15 protein-coding genes and 2 tRNA genes are annotated in these 16,419 nt (G+C 44.4%); 4 read left to right on the forward strand and 13 right to left on the reverse strand.

The window, feature by feature from the left end:
• Nucleotides 1-41: 41 nt before the first annotated feature.
• Nucleotides 42-2,273 carry a bifunctional alpha,alpha-trehalose-phosphate synthase (UDP-forming)/trehalose-phosphatase gene (locus AC060N_RS18245; protein ID WP_479524979.1) on the forward strand — a complete coding sequence of 744 codons (2,232 nt, stop codon included), beginning with the start codon at nucleotides 42-44 and terminating at the stop codon, nucleotides 2,271-2,273.
• 36 nt (nucleotides 2,274-2,309) lie between these two features.
• Here the strand turns inward: AC060N_RS18245 and AC060N_RS18250 are convergent, their stop codons facing one another.
• Both AC060N_RS18250 and AC060N_RS18255 read right to left on the reverse strand, forming a co-directional pair.
• Nucleotides 2,310-3,059, reverse strand: a complete 750-nt coding sequence (locus AC060N_RS18250; RefSeq protein WP_479524980.1) for an SDR family oxidoreductase — start codon at nucleotides 3,057-3,059, stop codon at nucleotides 2,310-2,312.
• A 115-nt stretch (nucleotides 3,060-3,174) separates the two neighbouring features.
• Nucleotides 3,175-4,839, reverse strand: a complete 1,665-nt coding sequence (locus AC060N_RS18255) for an AMP-binding protein (protein ID WP_479524981.1) — start codon at nucleotides 4,837-4,839, stop codon at nucleotides 3,175-3,177.
• Nucleotides 4,840-5,127: 288 nt separating this feature from the next.
• Between AC060N_RS18255 and AC060N_RS18260 the strand changes: the two genes are divergently transcribed.
• Together AC060N_RS18260 and AC060N_RS18265 are read left to right on the forward strand one after the other, a co-directional pair.
• Nucleotides 5,128-5,775 carry an HD domain-containing protein gene (locus AC060N_RS18260; protein ID WP_479524982.1) on the forward strand — a complete coding sequence of 216 codons (648 nt, stop codon included), beginning with the start codon at nucleotides 5,128-5,130 and terminating at the stop codon, nucleotides 5,773-5,775.
• A gap of 288 nt (nucleotides 5,776-6,063) precedes the next feature.
• Entirely contained in the window at nucleotides 6,064-7,059 is a 996-nt protein-coding gene (locus AC060N_RS18265) for a sugar ABC transporter substrate-binding protein (RefSeq protein ID WP_479524983.1), read from the forward strand.
• Between the two features lie 73 nt (nucleotides 7,060-7,132).
• Here the strand turns inward: AC060N_RS18265 and AC060N_RS18270 are convergent, their stop codons facing one another.
• The 11 genes from AC060N_RS18270 to AC060N_RS18320 all read right to left on the reverse strand — a co-directional run bounded on the left by AC060N_RS18270 (nucleotide 7,133) and on the right by AC060N_RS18320 (nucleotide 15,025).
• A complete protein-coding gene (locus AC060N_RS18270; RefSeq protein WP_479524984.1) occupies nucleotides 7,133-7,705 on the reverse strand; it encodes a DUF3109 family protein in 573 nt (190 codons plus the stop codon).
• A 129-nt stretch (nucleotides 7,706-7,834) separates the two neighbouring features.
• Entirely contained in the window at nucleotides 7,835-9,370 is a 1,536-nt protein-coding gene (gene gpmI / locus AC060N_RS18275) for a 2,3-bisphosphoglycerate-independent phosphoglycerate mutase (protein WP_479524985.1), read from the reverse strand.
• 561 nt (nucleotides 9,371-9,931) lie between these two features.
• Entirely contained in the window at nucleotides 9,932-10,081 is a 150-nt protein-coding gene (locus AC060N_RS18280) for a GIY-YIG nuclease family protein (RefSeq protein ID WP_479524986.1), read from the reverse strand.
• Between the two features lie 97 nt (nucleotides 10,082-10,178).
• Nucleotides 10,179-10,514, reverse strand: coding sequence for a GIY-YIG nuclease family protein (locus AC060N_RS18285; RefSeq protein ID WP_479524987.1), 336 nt, complete (start codon nucleotides 10,512-10,514; stop codon nucleotides 10,179-10,181).
• A gap of 56 nt (nucleotides 10,515-10,570) precedes the next feature.
• Nucleotides 10,571-10,864, reverse strand: coding sequence for a GIY-YIG nuclease family protein (locus AC060N_RS18290; protein WP_479524988.1), 294 nt, complete (start codon nucleotides 10,862-10,864; stop codon nucleotides 10,571-10,573).
• A 97-nt stretch (nucleotides 10,865-10,961) separates the two neighbouring features.
• The gene (locus AC060N_RS18295; RefSeq protein ID WP_479524987.1) at nucleotides 10,962-11,297 is read right to left on the reverse strand and encodes a GIY-YIG nuclease family protein; all 336 of its coding nucleotides are present in this window, start codon (nucleotides 11,295-11,297) and stop codon (nucleotides 10,962-10,964) included.
• A gap of 56 nt (nucleotides 11,298-11,353) precedes the next feature.
• Nucleotides 11,354-11,647 (reverse strand): GIY-YIG nuclease family protein, encoded by a 294-nt coding sequence (locus AC060N_RS18300; protein ID WP_479524988.1) that lies wholly within the window; start codon nucleotides 11,645-11,647, stop codon nucleotides 11,354-11,356.
• A gap of 97 nt (nucleotides 11,648-11,744) precedes the next feature.
• The gene (locus tag AC060N_RS18305) at nucleotides 11,745-12,038 is read right to left on the reverse strand and encodes a GIY-YIG nuclease family protein (RefSeq protein ID WP_479524988.1); all 294 of its coding nucleotides are present in this window, start codon (nucleotides 12,036-12,038) and stop codon (nucleotides 11,745-11,747) included.
• Nucleotides 12,039-12,181: 143 nt separating this feature from the next.
• Nucleotides 12,182-12,254: transfer RNA gene (locus AC060N_RS18310), tRNA-Phe, on the reverse strand.
• 179 nt (nucleotides 12,255-12,433) lie between these two features.
• A tRNA-Phe gene (locus tag AC060N_RS18315) sits at nucleotides 12,434-12,509 on the reverse strand.
• A 104-nt stretch (nucleotides 12,510-12,613) separates the two neighbouring features.
• Nucleotides 12,614-15,025, reverse strand: a complete 2,412-nt coding sequence (locus tag AC060N_RS18320; RefSeq protein ID WP_479524989.1) for a TonB-dependent receptor — start codon at nucleotides 15,023-15,025, stop codon at nucleotides 12,614-12,616.
• Between the two features lie 168 nt (nucleotides 15,026-15,193).
• Between AC060N_RS18320 and AC060N_RS18325 the strand changes: the two genes are divergently transcribed.
• On the forward strand, nucleotides 15,194-16,414 hold the full coding sequence (locus tag AC060N_RS18325) for a M16 family metallopeptidase (RefSeq protein ID WP_479524990.1): 1,221 nt from the start codon (nucleotides 15,194-15,196) through the stop codon (nucleotides 16,412-16,414).
• Nucleotides 16,415-16,419 lie beyond the last annotated feature (5 nt).

Genomic DNA, 16,419 nt, shown 5'->3' on the forward strand with positions numbered 1-16,419 from the left:
GGCTATTATCAGTAAAAATCCAAAAAAAATACCCTAATTATATGAGCAAAATCCATATTGTTTCAAACCGGCTACCTTACAGCATCAAAGATACGGAAAACGGTTTTTCTCTGAAACCTAGCGTTGGAGGACTAGCCACCGGGATGAAATCAATTTACAAAGACTATCATGGCTCATGGATTGGTTGGCCCGGAGTGGCTAAAGAAGACCACTCAACAAAAGAACTTGAACAGATTGATACCTTACTGAACAAAGAAAATTGTGTCCCGGTACATTTAAGCCACGAAGAGATCAATCTTTATTACGAGGGCTTTAGCAACCGAACCATTTGGCCCCTCTTTCACTACTTCACACAGTTTGCCGACTTCAATGCCGAAACCTGGGAAGCTTATAAAGCTGTCAACCAGAAAATGGCAGACGCAGCCATTTCTATTATAGAAGACGGCGACTCGGTTTGGGTACACGACTATCAATTGCTGCTGGTACCCGAAATGATTAAATCGAAGAAGCCCAACGTGACAATTGGCTTTTTCTTACACATTCCTTTCCCTTCATTCGAGGTTTTCAGGACGCTTCCATGGCGTAAAGAACTTGTCAAGGGAATGCTGGGAGCCGATTTGGTCGGTTTTCATGTGTATGACTATGAACGACACTTTTTCAGTACGGTACGCCGGCTGTTTGGTTACGAAATATCGTTCAACCAAATTCACGTCGAAGACCGGATTATCCTCGCCGATGCATTTCCAATGGGAATCGATTACGACAAATTCCACGATGCCGCATTGGCGACTCATCAAAAACCGTTGCAGGAAAAATCGAGATTGCATCAGGAACTGGAGAAATATTTTCTCACCTCGCCTGACCGTCGTTTGATTCTCTCCATCGACCGCCTTGATTACACAAAAGGAATACCGAACCGGTTGAAAGCCTTTGCGCGTTTTCTGGAGCAGTATCCCGAATTTCGATACAAAGTAACGCTGGTTATGCTGGCTGTACCTTCCCGCGGGCAGGTCGATCATTATCAGCAGTTGAAGAAAGAGGTGGACGAGTTGGTGGGTAGTATCAACGGACTTTACGGTAGTATCAACTACACGCCCGTTTGGTATTTCTATCGCTCACTGCCATTCGAGAATCTCATCGAACTTTACAGCTCCTGCGATGTGGCGCTGATTACGCCGGTTCGTGATGGAATGAACCTGGTGGCCAAGGAATATGTCGCCTCCCGGACCAATAAGAGCGGTGTCATCATTCTTAGTGAAATGGCTGGTGTTGCCAAAGAGATGGGAGAAGCCATTATCATTAATCCCAATGACGAGAACGATACAGCCGAGAGCATTTACCAGGCACTCACCATGCCGCTGGACGAGCAGCGCGAACGAATGAGCTACCTGCAGGATCGCATCAAACGGTACGATATTTTCAAATGGGCTAAGGAATTTGTGAAATCATTGAACATCGCACGTGATATTCAATCCGACTTCCTGGCCAAGCGAATCAATACCAAAATCCGGAAACAGCTGGTTGCCGAGTATGCGAAAGGCCAAAATCGAGCCATCTTCCTGGATTACGATGGAACGTTGGCTAGCTTCAAGAAAAATCCCCAGGATGCTTCGCCGGACGACGAGCTGCACAACCTGCTCAAGCAGTTGGAACAGGACGAACATAACGATATCACACTTATCAGTGGTCGCGATCGAGCAACGCTCGAAAAATGGATGGACGGGCATAAAGTCAATCTCATCTGTGAACATGGTGTCTGGGTGAAGGATTTCGGTGGTACCTGGAAAACACTCACCAACATCAGCAATTCCTGGATGGCCATGGTGCGACCAATTTTGGAAAATTTTGTCGACAGAACGCCCGGCTCGTTCATCGAAGAGAAAAATTATTCCCTGGTATGGCATTACCGCAAAGCGGAACCTGAACAAGGCGAGTTACGTGCCAACGAGCTGAAAGATGAGTTGACCAACCTGGTTTCGAATCACAATCTCGAGATCATGGAAGGAAATAAAGTGATAGAAGTGAAAAACGGTGGTATCAACAAGGGTGTTGCCGCACTTAATTTCCTTCACGGAAAAGACTACGATTACGTATTGGCTATGGGAGACGACTGGACGGATGAATACATGTTCAGAGAACTTCCGCGTGAAGCCATTACCATTAAGGTTGGCCTGAAGCATACCAATGCCGCTTACAACCTCGAATCGGTCAGTGCCGTTAGAGAATTCTTAGGAAATCTCGTCAAAGCGTCGGACAAAGAAAACAAAAACTAAATTTAGAAACGGGGAGCATGATCGCTTCCCGTTTTTTTATACGTAAATCATTTTCCGGGTCATCCCTCCGTCTACCACAAAATTCTGACCGGTAATGAAACTGTTTTCAGGCTGTGCCAGAAAATAAGCCATATTGGCAATGTCTTCCACCTTTCCTACTCTTCCAGCCGGATGTTGCAAGTGGTCTTCCTTTGTCAATTTTTCCTGATTTGCAACAGACTTCTTTTTTACTTCAGAAACGTCAATCCAACCCGGCGAGATACTGTTTACCCTGACATCCGGGCCTAAACTCATAGCCAGTGAATGTGTTAACGCATAAACGCCGCCCTTCGATGCTGAATAAGCTTCTGTATTAGGTTCTGATTGAAATGCCCGTGTAGAGCAAAGATTGATGATGGCCCCTTTGTTCTTTCCTAACTCCGCAGCGCAATATTTCGAGCAGAGAAAAGGGCCGTTCAAATTGACATCGAGCACATGTTGCCACTCTTCCAGCGAAAGCTCAGTTACTGATTTGTTATTCGCGATAGCAGCATTATTCACTAAAACATCGATTCTTCCGAATAAAGAAATGGTTTTTTGAACAGCTGCCCGAACTGCCGCTTCATGAGAGACATTACACAACAGATACTCGAAATCAGTTGAATTCAGCTGCTCTTTCATTTCGCGTCCGGCTTCATCATCCACTTCCCAAATGACAACTTTCCAGTCTTCTTTCAAAAACTTCTCGACAATTCCGCTGCCAATCCCCTGGGCACCTCCGGTAACTACAACGACCTTTTGTTTCATATTATCTTCCTTGATTCATTTTTATTAAAATAGGAAAAACTGATGTGAATTTTGATAAAAAAGAAAGGGACATCTTTCAGCAAGACATCCCTTTTTATTTTGTCTGTTTTCCTTATCAGGAATAAAGAAAGCGCTTAATTTTTTGCGTTGGCGTACGTTCGAAAGGAGTTGGCTGAACCAATACCATTTGAACCTGCGCAAATTTGCTTACGCGGGAATTCACATATGCCTGCAGTTCTTTCAATGTTTCGTCCACTTTCTCGTTGACATACTGCTCGGCCTGATCGCGCATCAGGTGGTACTTTTCTTCCATCTCCTCAATGTTCAGATGAACCAAGGCTACTAATTTTCCCTTCCGTTGCACAACCAGTGACTCGACCACATTCCGGAAGTTATTAATGACTGACTCAATCTCCTCCGGATAGATATTCTCCCCGGAAGCACCCAGAATCATGTTTTTAATTCGTCCCTTCATGTACAAGTATCCATTCCGATCGAATACACCCAAATCTCCGGTTCGGAACCAGCCATCTTCACTCAATACCTCCCTGGTCAGCTCCGGCTCTTTGAAATAACCTTTCATCACATTCGGGCCTTTCGCCAGAATTTCGCCTTCGCCGGTTTTGGGATCCGGATTTTCCAGTTTTAACTCAACTCCTTCGAGTACTGGCCCAATTCCCTGCAATTTTGTGCTGCTTGCGCCGGTACCTGCCAGTAACGGAGATGTTTCGGTTAAGCCATAGCCAATAGCGTACGGGAACTTTGCTTCACGCAGAAAAATTTCAACCTGTCGGTCGAGCTTTGCACCACCGATACCGAAAAATACCAGTTCGCCACCGAATGTTTCCAGCAGCTTCTTCCCGGCAATCGCATTCAATTTTTTCCGGATAACCGGAATGCGATACAACGTCCGGATAAGGCCATTCTTTTGAAATTTCGGCAATATCTGTTGCTTGTATATTTTCTCAATGATGAGCGGTACCGAAAGCATTAATGTTGGCTTTACCTCCTGAAGGGCAGGCAACAAAACTCTTGCTGTCGGCGGCTTTCTCAGATAGTGCACCGAGGCTCCGTACATGATGGGTAGCAACAGCCCAAGTGTATTCTCAAAAGTATGCGACAAAGGCAATATGGACAGGAACCGATCGGTTGTCAATATTCGCTGGACGGTATAACTCTGACGAGCATTCCAAACCAAATTGCGATGTGTCAGCATGACACCCTTCGACTTTCCGGTTGTTCCTGATGTATAAATAATTGATGCCAAATCGTCTTCTCCAACATCAACATCGTCCGTCAGATAATTTTCATCTGACAAAGCCGATGGTATACCAGGCACCTGCTCTCTGGAGGTCCCTTTCGGAATAACACCAAATGTTTCCATCAGGATAACAGAGGAGAGCTCGATGGCCTCAAACTCCTCGACCTTATTGTATAGATTTTCGGATACGAACAAAGCGCGCGTTTCCGAATGCTTGAAAATATTTTCAATTTCAGCCGGCGAAAAGTCTGGCAATACTGGCACAGCAATGGCACCAATCATTGAAACAGCAAAAAACGCGATTCCCCAATTGGGCATGTTATTACTCAGTATCCCAATCTTGTCTCCTTCTTTCAGGCCTAATTGCCTTAGCAGTCCGGCCACTTTCCTGACTTCGGTCTCAAGCTCAGCATAGGTACGGTGTTCTTCACCAGCATACACCAGCGATTCCTTGTCTTTAAATTCGGAAAAACTACTCCGAAGCATTTCCGGAATAGTTAGTTTGTTAAGTTTTCTCATTTTTTCTTCTCCACCCCCAAAAATAGTATTTCTGTATGCTCTGCAATTTCCGTTCCATGATATTTCATAACATACATCCCTGATTCCGTTCTATTCCGGGTGTAATATATTCATTGAAAAGTAGTTCAAATCTATTTGAACGAATTATAAATTGCATCGGCACAAATATACGATATTTGTCTAAATATCAACAACTTCAGGATTTTTCAAACATTTAGGTCAAATGATCGGCAATAATATGTATTTTCCCAGTACATACAATCCGATTTTTATCGAATAGTTGATATAATGAATAGCCACGAGAAAGAACAGATTATCAAACAAACCGAAGATTTCATCCAACAACGCTTTGCGGGAGACGGTTCCGGTCACGATTGGTGGCACATCCATCGCGTACGAAATCTGGCACTGGAACTAGCCAAACGGGAACAAGCTGATATTTTCGTCGTCGAAATGGCCGCATTGCTACATGATTTGGACGACTGGAAACTTAATCCTAACAGTAATCAGGTCGAAAAATGGCTTGACAAACTTTCGGTTGCCAAGAAAGAAGGCAAAAATATTCTGAATATTACCCGGAATGTGTCCTTTAAGGGAGCAGGCGTGCCAACACCGATGAGTACGATTGAAGGGAAAGTGGTTCAGGATGCGGACAGGCTCGATGCCATTGGTGCCATCGGCATTGCCCGTACATTTGCTTTCGGCGGAAGCCGGGATCGACTTATTTACCATCCGGATGCGACACCCGAAATGCACCAAAGTTTTGAGAGTTACCAACAGAATCAATCGCATACCATCAACCATTTTTATGAGAAGTTGCTTCTTTTGAAAGACAGAATGCAAACCCGGGCTGGTTACGAAATGGCTGTGCACCGACATCAGGTGATGGAGGCGTTCCTGAATGAATTCTTTGAGGAATGGGACGGGAAAAAATAGACAACTGTATTCTCAGGCCCTACCACGAAAAACTCCCCGCTTTCTTTTTCACCGCTTCGACAACAAGCGTCAATAAATAGCCCACCCGGCCCGAAGGAATCATTATGTTTTAAAAAACCCGCCGGATTTCTCCACTTTTCAATGCTTTTTTATTTCCTAATCCGTAAATTTATATAAAGAGAAAACCAAAACTACCTAAGGACCAAGTTGTCCTCCGTTTACTTCTGAAGAACTTTTCACGTTCTGTACCTGATTCTATTTTGATAAATCTTTTTAAATATCCATGTCATGAAAAGTACACTGCGGTTTTTCATTCTTTTCATTGGATTGATATTGGCTGGTTGCTCGAGCGATAAGGTTAAAGTTGGTTTGCTGATACACAGTCTGGACAAAGAACGCTGGGAGAACGATCAAAAATATTTTATTGAATCTGTCAACGAGTTGGGAGGGAAAGTGTTGGTTGCCGTTGCCGACAACGACGATCAGAAACAGATACAACAGGCTCAGGACTTGCTAAAAAGAAAGATTCAAACCCTTGTTGTTATCCCGGTCAACCAGTATAGTGCTTCGGAAATTGTCGATCTGGCTCACAATCGCTCGGTCCCGGTTGTTTCTTACGACCGACTCATCAACAACAGTCGTGTTGATTACTATGTCTCTACGGACAATATCAAAATCGGTGAAATGCAGGCCAGGTATATGGTCAACCTGGTTCCCGAAGGGAACTATGCCCTCATCGGGGGGTCAGAATATGACAACAACAGCCGGATGCTTTATCTCGGCCAGATGAATATTCTGCAACCCTATATCGAACGCGGAGAGATCTTCCTGGTTTACCGAAAATTCACCAAATTCTGGTCCGAAGATGAAGGCTACCGAATGGCGAAAGAGTGCCTCGATGAAAACAACAACCAGGTGGACGCCATCATTGCCGGCAATGATGCTATTGCCTATGGGGTGCTGCGGGCATTGAAAGAGTACGGACTGGAAAAGAAAATTGCCGTGGCCGGAATGGATGCCGACCTCCGGAACGTACGGGAAGTGGTGAAAGGCAACCAGGTGATGACGGTTTACAAACCGATCCAGACAATGGCTTCTACGGCGGCCGAAATAGCTGTCAAACTCGCCCGCGGAGAAAAATACGAAGGTTGCAACAACCGGGTCAGTAATGGGAAACGACTGGTACCGGCCGTTTTACTCGAGGCACTCCCGGTAACAAAAGACAACATCGAACAGACAGTTGTTGCTGATGGCTATCTGAAAGAAAAAGACATTTACCAATAAACGACCTGTCACAAAAAAAGGCATTCCCATTTTCCTGAGAATGCCTTTTTTATGTCTTTATCTGCTGGCTCGATTAATCGCGAGGCATATTTTCAGCTGCATACTGCAATTCCTCGTACCACTCTTTTCCATACTTGCGAATAAGCGGTTCTTTCAGGAATTTCCATAACGGTAACTGCTCTTTCTTTCCGCAGGCTTTCCCCGGCTTACAAATGTCCAGTTCCTGGTAATTCACCGCGTCGAAACGCTTGTATTCGGTTATCCGGATAGGAAAAAGATGGCAAGATACCGGCTTTCGGAAATCGATTTTACCATCGAGATAGGCACGCTCAATTCCACATTTGACAATACCGGCCTCATCCCGGTAGGTGTAAACACATTCTCTGTTGCCGATAATTGGAGTTACCAAATCTCCATCGGAATCGATAATGGAAAAGCCTTGCTTCTTCACTTCCGCCCGGTTATGTTCGGACAAATAAGGCGCCACTTCGGGATAAATCCGCTCGATGGTCTTTGCCTCTTCTTCAGTTAATGGCGCACCACTATCCCCTTCCACACAACAAGCTCCTTTGCATTTCGACAAATCGCAAAGAAACTGCTGATCCAACACATCAAAACTAATCAGCGCTTTTCCTATCTCAATCACTTGTTTATTATTTAGTTGTTAGTCACCTGCAGGTATTCTGCTCCTGAAGATGAATGTCGGCAAAAATAAAAAAAGAACCGGGAAAGAAATGCCCTCCCGGTTCGAAATATTTATTGGGAGAAGAACAATTTATGCGTTCTCAATCAATACTTTTCCAGTCATTTCCGCCGGAACATCAACTCCCATGATGGTCAGAAGCGTTGGCGCAACATCTGCCAGGATACCGCTGTTCAGCTTCATATCCTTGTTGTCGGTTACCCAGATGCAGGGAACCGGGTTAAGGGAGTGAGCCGTATTTTCACTGCCATCTTCATTTATTGCATTGTCGGCATTACCGTGGTCGGCAATGACGACAACATCATAATCGTTGGCACGGGCTGCTTCAACGACTTCCTTCACACACGAATCAACAGCTTTCACGGCGGTCTGAATGGCCGAATAAACTCCCGTATGCCCTACCATATCGCCATTGGCAAAATTGAGGCAAACGAAGTCTGCAGACTTGTCATTCAACTCCTTCACGATAGCATCCTTCACTTTCGGTGCCGACATTTCGGGTTGCATATCGTAAGTCGGTACCTTGGGTGAAGGTATCAGAATGCGCTTCTCTCCGTCGAACTCTTGTTCGCGTCCGCCGGAGAAGAAGAAGGTTACGTGCGCATATTTCTCGGTTTCAGCAATACGAATCTGCTTTAATCCGGCATTCGCAACGACCTCTCCCATCGTATTGGCCACATTGTCTTTATCGAACAACACGTTCACACCTTTGAAGCTGGCGTTGTAGTTGGTCATCGTGTACCATTCCACCGGCATGGTCTGCAAACCAGCCTCCGGATGCTCTTCCTGGGTAAATGCCATGGTCAGCTGACGCAGACGGTCGGTACGGTAGTTGAAACAAATCACTACATCGCCTTCCTGAACGGTAGCCAATGGTGCACCATTTTCGTCTACCATCACCACCGGCTTGATGAACTCATCGGTTACTCCTTCGTCATACGATTCCTGGATGGATTTAAGAATATCGTTACTCTTCTTGCCTTCGCCTTTCACCAACAGGTCGTAAGCCAACTTGATACGATCCCAGTTTTTGTCGCGGTCCATGCCATAATAACGGCCAACCAACGATGCAAAACGGGCATTGGTTTTCTCCAGACCTTTCAAATCACTTTCCACAAATCCGTAACCGGAACGCGGATCGGTATCACGTCCATCAGTCAAACCATGAACAAATACTTTTTCCAGTCCCTTCTCGGTAGCAATTTGAGCCAGGGCAATCATGTGGTCACTCAAGGCATGTACGCCACCGGGGCCAATCAAACCGATGAGGTGAACCTGTTTGTTATTGGTTTTGGCATAATCATACGCTTTCAGCAATTCAGGATTACTCCACAGAGATTTATCCTTAATTGCCTTATTGATTTTCACCAAATCCTGGTATACAACGCGGCCAGCTCCAATATTGAGGTGGCCTACTTCGGAGTTTCCCATTTGGCCGTCGGGTAAACCAACATTTTCGCCGGAGGTTAATAATTCGCTGTGAGGATAATTATTCCAAAGCTCATCGATAAATGGTGTGGGCGTACTGTAAATTACATCACCTTTCGATTTGTCACCAATCCCCCAACCATCGAGGATCATGAGCATGGTCTTTTTAACATTTGCCATCTTGAATTCTACTTGTTTAATTAACGACTTTAATCGTCGCAAAAGTATGATTTTCAAGCGAGGAATAAAACCGGAAGGGAACGGTTTCGGAGCGAATTAAAGATTTCTTTATGGAGTAGGATCCAACCAGATTGGGGGCAAAATTGCTTTCCGTCAAGAGTCTTCGGTCGCATACCAAACCTAGACAGAAATAACAAAATCCAGGAACGATTTTCGGGAGCACCAGAAAACCACACGTGGTTTCGATCAAGATCACACTTGGTTTGTGCCAAAATCACGTTAGGTTTGGAATAAAACCACACATGGTTTTCATCAAAAGCAGGCGTGGTTTTAAGAACAACTCTTGTTCTTTTCGTCGGGAGAAACGTTTCCCGCATCCAGGGGTTCTTTATCTCATCGCCGCGCGAAGCTCAACTCGTCGGATTTTCTTCCTCATCTCACGGCACAAAGTTCTTCATCTTTGTCCGGAAAGTTCTTCATCTTCTGGAGATGAGAAGCTCATCTCAATCACAAAGCGTGATTTTCTGTTTATTAAGCCGGTTTTAATCACCGATATTCCCTTCAGATGCAGTCGTTGGCATATTTCGTGCTTGAACCTTCATAAAATCCGGTATTGTGCTGCATAATTCGTCCGGCAACCTCTACAGTTTCACCAACATAAAAACGGTCAAAAGATTCGGAGTAAATGATATATACATAGTGAAGGCTCATACCATCAACTTCAATAAAAACAAAAAAGGGAAATTTCTCATCTTCCCCTCTTTGTGGTGCCACCTGGCTCCGAAGCATCGGAGGAACCAGGGACACATTACTCTGAAAATCTATTGAGTAAATTATCAACCAACTCGGGCTCTTCCTTCAGCTTTTTAATAAATTTCCGGCTTTTCATTTGCTTAATAAAGCGCTCCAACTTCAAGGCCTGTATTCTGTTCTCACACCGTATCGATAAGTACAATGACCAGTCGTTGGCATATTTCGTGCTTGAACCTTCATAAAATCCGGTATTGTGCTGCATAATTCGTCCGGCAACCTCTACAGTTTCACCAACATAAAAACGGTCAAAAGATTCGGAGTAAATGATATATACATAGTGAAGGCTCATACCATCAACTTCAATAAAAACAAAAGAGGGAAAGATTCTCATCTTCCCCTCTTTGTGGTGCCACCTGGCTCCGAAGCATCGGAGGAACCTGGGACACATTACTCTGAAAATCTATTGAGTAAATTATCAACCAACTCGGGCTCTTCCTTCAGCTTTTTAATAAATTTCCGGCTTTTCATTTGCTTAATAAAGCGCTCCAACTTCAAGGCCTGTATTCTGTTCTCACACCGTATCGATAAGTACAATGACCAGTCGTTGGCATATTTCGTGCTTGAACCTTCATAAAATCCGGTATTGTGCTGCATAATTCGCCCAGTAACATCTGCTGTTTCACCAACATAAAAACGGTCAAAAGATTCGGAGTAAATGATATATACATAGTGAAGGCTCATACCATCAACTTAAATAAAAACAAAAAAGGGAAATTTCTCATCTTCCCCTCTTCATGGTGCCACCTGGCTCCGAAGCATCGGAGGAACCAGGGACACATTACTCTGAAAATCTATTGAGTAAATTATCAACCAACTCGGGCTCTTCCTTCAGCTTTTTAATAAATTTCCGGCTTTTCATTTGCTTAATAAAGCGCTCCAACTTCAAGGCCTGTATTCTGTTCTCACACCGTATCGATAAGTACAATGACCAGTCGTTGGCATATTTCGTGCTTGAACCTTCATAAAATCCGGTATTGTGCTGCATAATTCGTCCGGCAACCTCTACAGTTTCACCAACATAAAAACGGTCAAAAGATTCGGAGTAAATGATATATACATAGTGAAGGCTCATACCATCAACTTCAATAAAAACAAAAGAGGGAAAGATTCTCATCTTCCCCTCTTTGTGGTGCCACCTGGCTCCGAAGCATCGGAGGAACCTGGGACACATTACTCTGAAAATCTATTGAGTAAATTATCAACCAACTCGGGCTCTTCCTTCAGCTTTTTAATAAATTTCCGGCTTTTCATTTGCTTAATAAAGCGCTCCAACTTCAAGGCCTGTATTCTGTTCTCACACCGTATCGATAAGTACAATGACCAGTCGTTGGCATATTTCGTGCTTGAACCTTCATAAAATCCGGTATTGTGCTGCATAATTCGCCCAGTAACATCTGCTGTTTCACCAACATAAAAACGGTCAAAAGATTCGGAGTAAATGATATATACATAGTGAAGGCTCATACCATCAACTTAAATAAAAACAAAAAAGGGAAATTTCTCATCTTCCCCTCTTTGTGGTGCCACCTGGCTCCGAAGCATCGGAGGAACCAGGGACACATTACTCTGAAAATCTATTGAGTAAATTATCAACCAACTCGGGCTCTTCCTTCAGCTTTTTAATAAATTTCCGGCTTTTCATTTGCTTAATAAAGCGCTCCAACTTCAAGGCCTGTATTCTGTTCTCACACCGTATCGATAAGTACAATGACCAGTCGTTGGCATATTTCGTGCTTGAACCTTCATAAAATCCGGTATTGTGCTGCATAATTCGCCCAGTAACATCTGCTGTTTCACCAACATAAAAACGGTCAAAAGATTCGGAGTAAATGATATATACATAGTGAAGGCTCATACCATCAACCTCGATAAAAAACAAAAGAGGGAAAGATTTTCATCTTCCCCTCTTCGTGGTGCCACCTGGCTCCGATGCTTCGGAGGAACCTGGGACACACGGGAAGAATAAAAAAAGGGAAAGATTCTCATCTTCCCCTCTTGTGGTGCCACCTGGAATCGAACCAGGGACACACGGATTTTCAGTCCGTTGCTCTACCAACTGAGCTATGGCACCTACTCATTTGGTTTATCGGTTCGTCAAAAGTACAGATTTTTTAGAAATCCCAAACTTTTGCTTCATCCGATTTCTTCAATAAACTCGTTAAAATAAAACCTTTCTAAATAACTATCCAACCCTATAAACTATGACACTTTCAGAAAAATACCGGAGCATTTCTGCTTCGGTATTTCATCTGGTGGTGCCACCTGGAATCGAACCAGGGACACACGGATTTTCAGTCCGTTGCTCTACCAACTGAGCTATGGCACCTTAATTTTGTTAAGCGCGGTGCAAAAGTAACGATTAATTTCTATGTGCCAAATTTCAACCTAAAAATTTTTAATCCCGCTGCATCCGTACCTTTCAGCGTTTTATCAGAAATAAACTCGATACAAGATAGTTGGCACAAATCCCAACTGATATTCCTCATCAATAGCTCCTGATTCCGGATTGTAAAATCTCCTCAGCAGAATCTTTTCTCCCGTCAGGTTATGCAGGTTAAAAGACAATTCGTGACTCAACCAACGCATCGACCACTTCAAACTGACCTGAGCATCGACGCGAAACCACGCAGGTTCCCGATTAACGTAACGTGAAGCTTCACCATAAACCGTATATCCCGCCTGAACCGACATGCTGTCGTCAATCCCTGGCAAGGGTACACCTCCTGAATAGGTGGCGTGGAGATTCAAATCCAGGAGTCCGTTTTGGGAAAACGGGAAACGAGTTCCCAATGTCAAATCCGACTTGTAAGCGCCGTTAAAAGCCGTATTTCTCGACGCACCATCACTTGCTTTGTATTTTGAATCATACACTGCCCCGGAAAGACGGAAGTAATAACCGTGTGAAAGATATTTATCGAGTTGTAGTTCCAGTCCTTTATTCTGTCCGGTTCCCTGATTCACTAACGGATAAATGGAATAATCCCTGAAACCGGCGCCGTAATTCACCATTGAATAGCTGCTCACATGTTGTTCTACCGGGACTTTCATCAACTGCTGAAAATAAATTTCGGCATGAAGCCGCAGATTTCCCCGAAAGTTTCGGTCAACTGCCCCCACCAGTTGGTGCATTCGCGTTGGACTTAAATTTCGGTTTCCCTCCGTAACAACTGTACCGGTAGGATCTGCCTTGGTTTTCATGAAGTACAAAAACATCGGCTGCAGCTGACTTTTAAGTCCATAACCGATGGAAACAATGGTTTTGCTATTGTACTCATGTCTGATGCTCAACCGTGGTTCGATGGAGGCGGTCTGGTTAAAAGTGAAATAGCTGGCATTCAGACCTACATAAACAGCTGTTGTGTTTCCGAATTTGTGCTGCCAGCCGGCGTCTGCCTGAACCTGAACCATCCCTTTTTCATTAGCATCAAGTAACGTGTAATAAGTTTTCGGGTAGACCTGTGTGACATTCCCCGTTAGGGTGCTGTCGGAAAAATTCATCTGATGGATACGTGCGGAGATTCCTGCAACAATGTAATTGGATACGGAGGGTTTGTGCTGAAAGCGGGAAGAAAAAAACAGTTCCTGCTCTTTGTTATCGTTCCCGGTATCGATTTGGCGAAGATTGGCACTTCGATGCATTTCCATTCGGGAAGTTTTCTCATACCCCGAAATACCGACGGTTGTTTTGATGGAACTGATTCCCCGCTTCAAATAGATCTTGTGAGAAAATCCACCGGTATACGTTGTTTCATCCCGGTAATTGTCGGTATTCGGCAATCCTCCATAAACGTAAAAGTTTTCGGGATGCGCACTGTTTTCCGGAAGCATCTCCACCTTGTTTTTACCACCGGTAGCAAATACGGAAAAGGTTCCGGCAAAACGCGTTGGAATATTTACTTTGAAAGCGGCCTGCTGTCTGTCGGGAAATATTCCCGGTACCGCTTCTACTCCACTCCCCTCCAATACCGACGGAAGGGAATTCCGGTAATAAACCAAATAGGAAGATGATGGCTTTCGGCTAATAGGACCTTCGGCGGACACAGCTGCACCATATGAGCCCATTTCTACGGAATAACGACGATCAACCCGGTTACCATCGCGGAACCGAAGATTGAACTTGCCGGCCAGCGCATCAATCGGCCCGGCCGGGGATGGACCATAATCAATCTCAGATTTTCCAAGCAGTGCGTTAGGTAACAGAGGATATGTACCTCCGGGTAATCCAATTTCGTGACCAAAGTTAGGTGCTACTACCGGAATATCATCAAGTTGCCAAACCAGTCCTGTTGGCGAATTTCCCCGAATGCTCAAATCGTTTCGGCCAGTCATTATTTGCCTGAAGGCGGGAAGCTCAGCTGCCATCTCAGCCGGATCTTCTTTTACATTATCGGAGGTCTGCACATTTTCCCGGTTAAATGAAAATGCACTAACCGTGGCTGTTGCATTACGGGCAATTCCGGGTTTATACGGCCGGATATCGATGTCCTTCTTGTTATCCTGCACCTTTTGATCCAACTCAATTACCCGAAACGCTTCTTTTCCGGTAACTACTTCCACATTTCGCAGTAGCAGGTTCTTGTAATCCTTTAGCTCTACTACAATATCATGGAGTCCTACCGGAACATTCTCTATTTCAAACCAGCCGTTGAAATCGGACGAAGTCGTATAAAATCGGCTTGTTCCCCGGATTGTAACAGTAGCTCCGGGCAATGGGGCTTTGGTTTGATGGTCGAGTACCACTCCTCTAAGCGTTTCAACATGCTGTGCTGAAACCGGACCATTCAGCAATAAAACTGTCAGAAAAAGCGAAGCCAACCGGCACCAAATTTTTATACCATCCATAGTCTTTATCTGTCGGGGGAATGATTAATCACTTTCATTAAAAACGAATAAAAACTTAAACTGTTATTTGACTCGCTGAAAATAGATGAAACAAGCGATGAACTATTTCAGGATAAAAAGGTACAAATAATTATTTTCCATACTTTTGCATCCTGATTAAGAGACGATATGAACTACTTCACATATACATTGCCCAACGGCATTCGGCTGATTCACCAATACATCGATTCGCCGGTAGCCCATTGCGGCGTGATTTTTAACACCGGGTCGCGCGACGAAAAGCCGGATGAGCAAGGAATGGCCCATTTTATCGAGCACACCATTTTCAAAGGAACGCAAAAACGGAAAGCGTATCATATTCTCAGTCGGCTGGAAGATGTCGGCGGCGAACTGAACGCTTACACAACCAAGGAGGAAACTGCACTGTATGCTTCGTTCCTGAGCGAATATTACAACCGGACCATCGAGCTTTTCAGCGATATTCTCATCAACAGTACTTTTCCCGAAAAGGAATTAAAAAAGGAGAAAGAGGTTATCATCGAAGAGATTAACTCGTACAACGACAGTCCTTCGGAACTGATTTTCGACGAATTTGAGGATTTGGTGTATGATGGCCACCCTATCGGGAGAAATATTCTGGGGACACCCGAAAACATCAAACGATTTAACCGGAACGATGTGAAACGGTTCATCCGGGAAAATTACAACACCGACGAAATGGTGATTTGCTCGGTAGGAAAAATTACACCTAAGAAACTGCAGAAACTAGTTGATCGTCATTTCTCACATGTTCCTGAAAATCCAAGAAAACACCAACGGGAAAAGTTCATCGGGTACAAACCTGAAACGCGACTGATACACAAGGACACTTTTCAGGCACACTGCATTATTGGAAACGAAGCTTACGACAGCCAACATCCGCGACGTATTGCCATGCTGCTGCTGAATAATATTTTGGGTGGACAATCCATGAATTCGCGCCTCAACCTGTCGCTCAGGGAACGAAACGGAATGGCCTACAATGTGGAATCGAGTTACACAGCATACACTGATACCGGAATTCTCAACATTTATTTTGGTACCGACAAGGAAAACCTCGAACGGGCCATCAAGCTTGTTCACCGGGAAATCAGAAAGCTACAAACCCAGGCAATGGGAAGTTTGCAACTGAGCAAAGCCAAAAAACAGATGATTGGTCAGCTGGCCATGGCTCAGGAAAACCGGGAAGACCTGATGCTTACATTGGGTAAAAGCTTCCAGCTATACAACCGCGTTGACAGCTTGGAAAAAATAAATGCCAAAATCGAGAAGGTCACAGCCAGCGAGTTAATGGAAATTGCCAATGAGGTTCTCGACAGGGAAAAACTTTCAACACTCATTTTTAAATAGCCAGT

This window comes from Prolixibacter sp. DSM 2831, assembly GCF_056493735.1.

Bases quoted from the DNA above. Each gene is read 5' to 3' on its own strand.
- AC060N_RS18260 (WP_479524982.1), top strand. From the start codon at position 5,128: ATGAATAGCCACGAGAAAGAACAGATTATCAAACAAACCGAAGATTTC.
- AC060N_RS18320 (WP_479524989.1), bottom strand. From the start codon at position 15,025: ATGGATGGTATAAAAATTTGGTGCCGGTTGGCTTCGCTTTTTCTGACA.
- AC060N_RS18300 (WP_479524988.1), bottom strand. From the start codon at position 11,647: ATGAGCCTTCACTATGTATATATCATTTACTCCGAATCTTTTGACCGT.
- AC060N_RS18250 (WP_479524980.1), bottom strand. From the start codon at position 3,059: ATGAAACAAAAGGTCGTTGTAGTTACCGGAGGTGCCCAGGGGATTGGC.
- AC060N_RS18245 (WP_479524979.1), top strand. From the start codon at position 42: ATGAGCAAAATCCATATTGTTTCAAACCGGCTACCTTACAGCATCAAA.
- AC060N_RS18285 (WP_479524987.1), bottom strand. From the start codon at position 10,514: ATGAGAATCTTTCCCTCTTTTGTTTTTATTGAAGTTGATGGTATGAGC.
- AC060N_RS18280 (WP_479524986.1), bottom strand. From the start codon at position 10,081: ATGAGCCTTCACTATGTATATATCATTTACTCCGAATCTTTTGACCGT.
- AC060N_RS18305 (WP_479524988.1), bottom strand. From the start codon at position 12,038: ATGAGCCTTCACTATGTATATATCATTTACTCCGAATCTTTTGACCGT.
- gpmI (WP_479524985.1), bottom strand. From the start codon at position 9,370: ATGGCAAATGTTAAAAAGACCATGCTCATGATCCTCGATGGTTGGGGG.
- AC060N_RS18325 (WP_479524990.1), top strand. From the start codon at position 15,194: ATGAACTACTTCACATATACATTGCCCAACGGCATTCGGCTGATTCAC.
- AC060N_RS18295 (WP_479524987.1), bottom strand. From the start codon at position 11,297: ATGAGAATCTTTCCCTCTTTTGTTTTTATTGAAGTTGATGGTATGAGC.
- AC060N_RS18255 (WP_479524981.1), bottom strand. From the start codon at position 4,839: ATGAGAAAACTTAACAAACTAACTATTCCGGAAATGCTTCGGAGTAGT.
- AC060N_RS18290 (WP_479524988.1), bottom strand. From the start codon at position 10,864: ATGAGCCTTCACTATGTATATATCATTTACTCCGAATCTTTTGACCGT.
- AC060N_RS18265 (WP_479524983.1), top strand. From the start codon at position 6,064: ATGAAAAGTACACTGCGGTTTTTCATTCTTTTCATTGGATTGATATTG.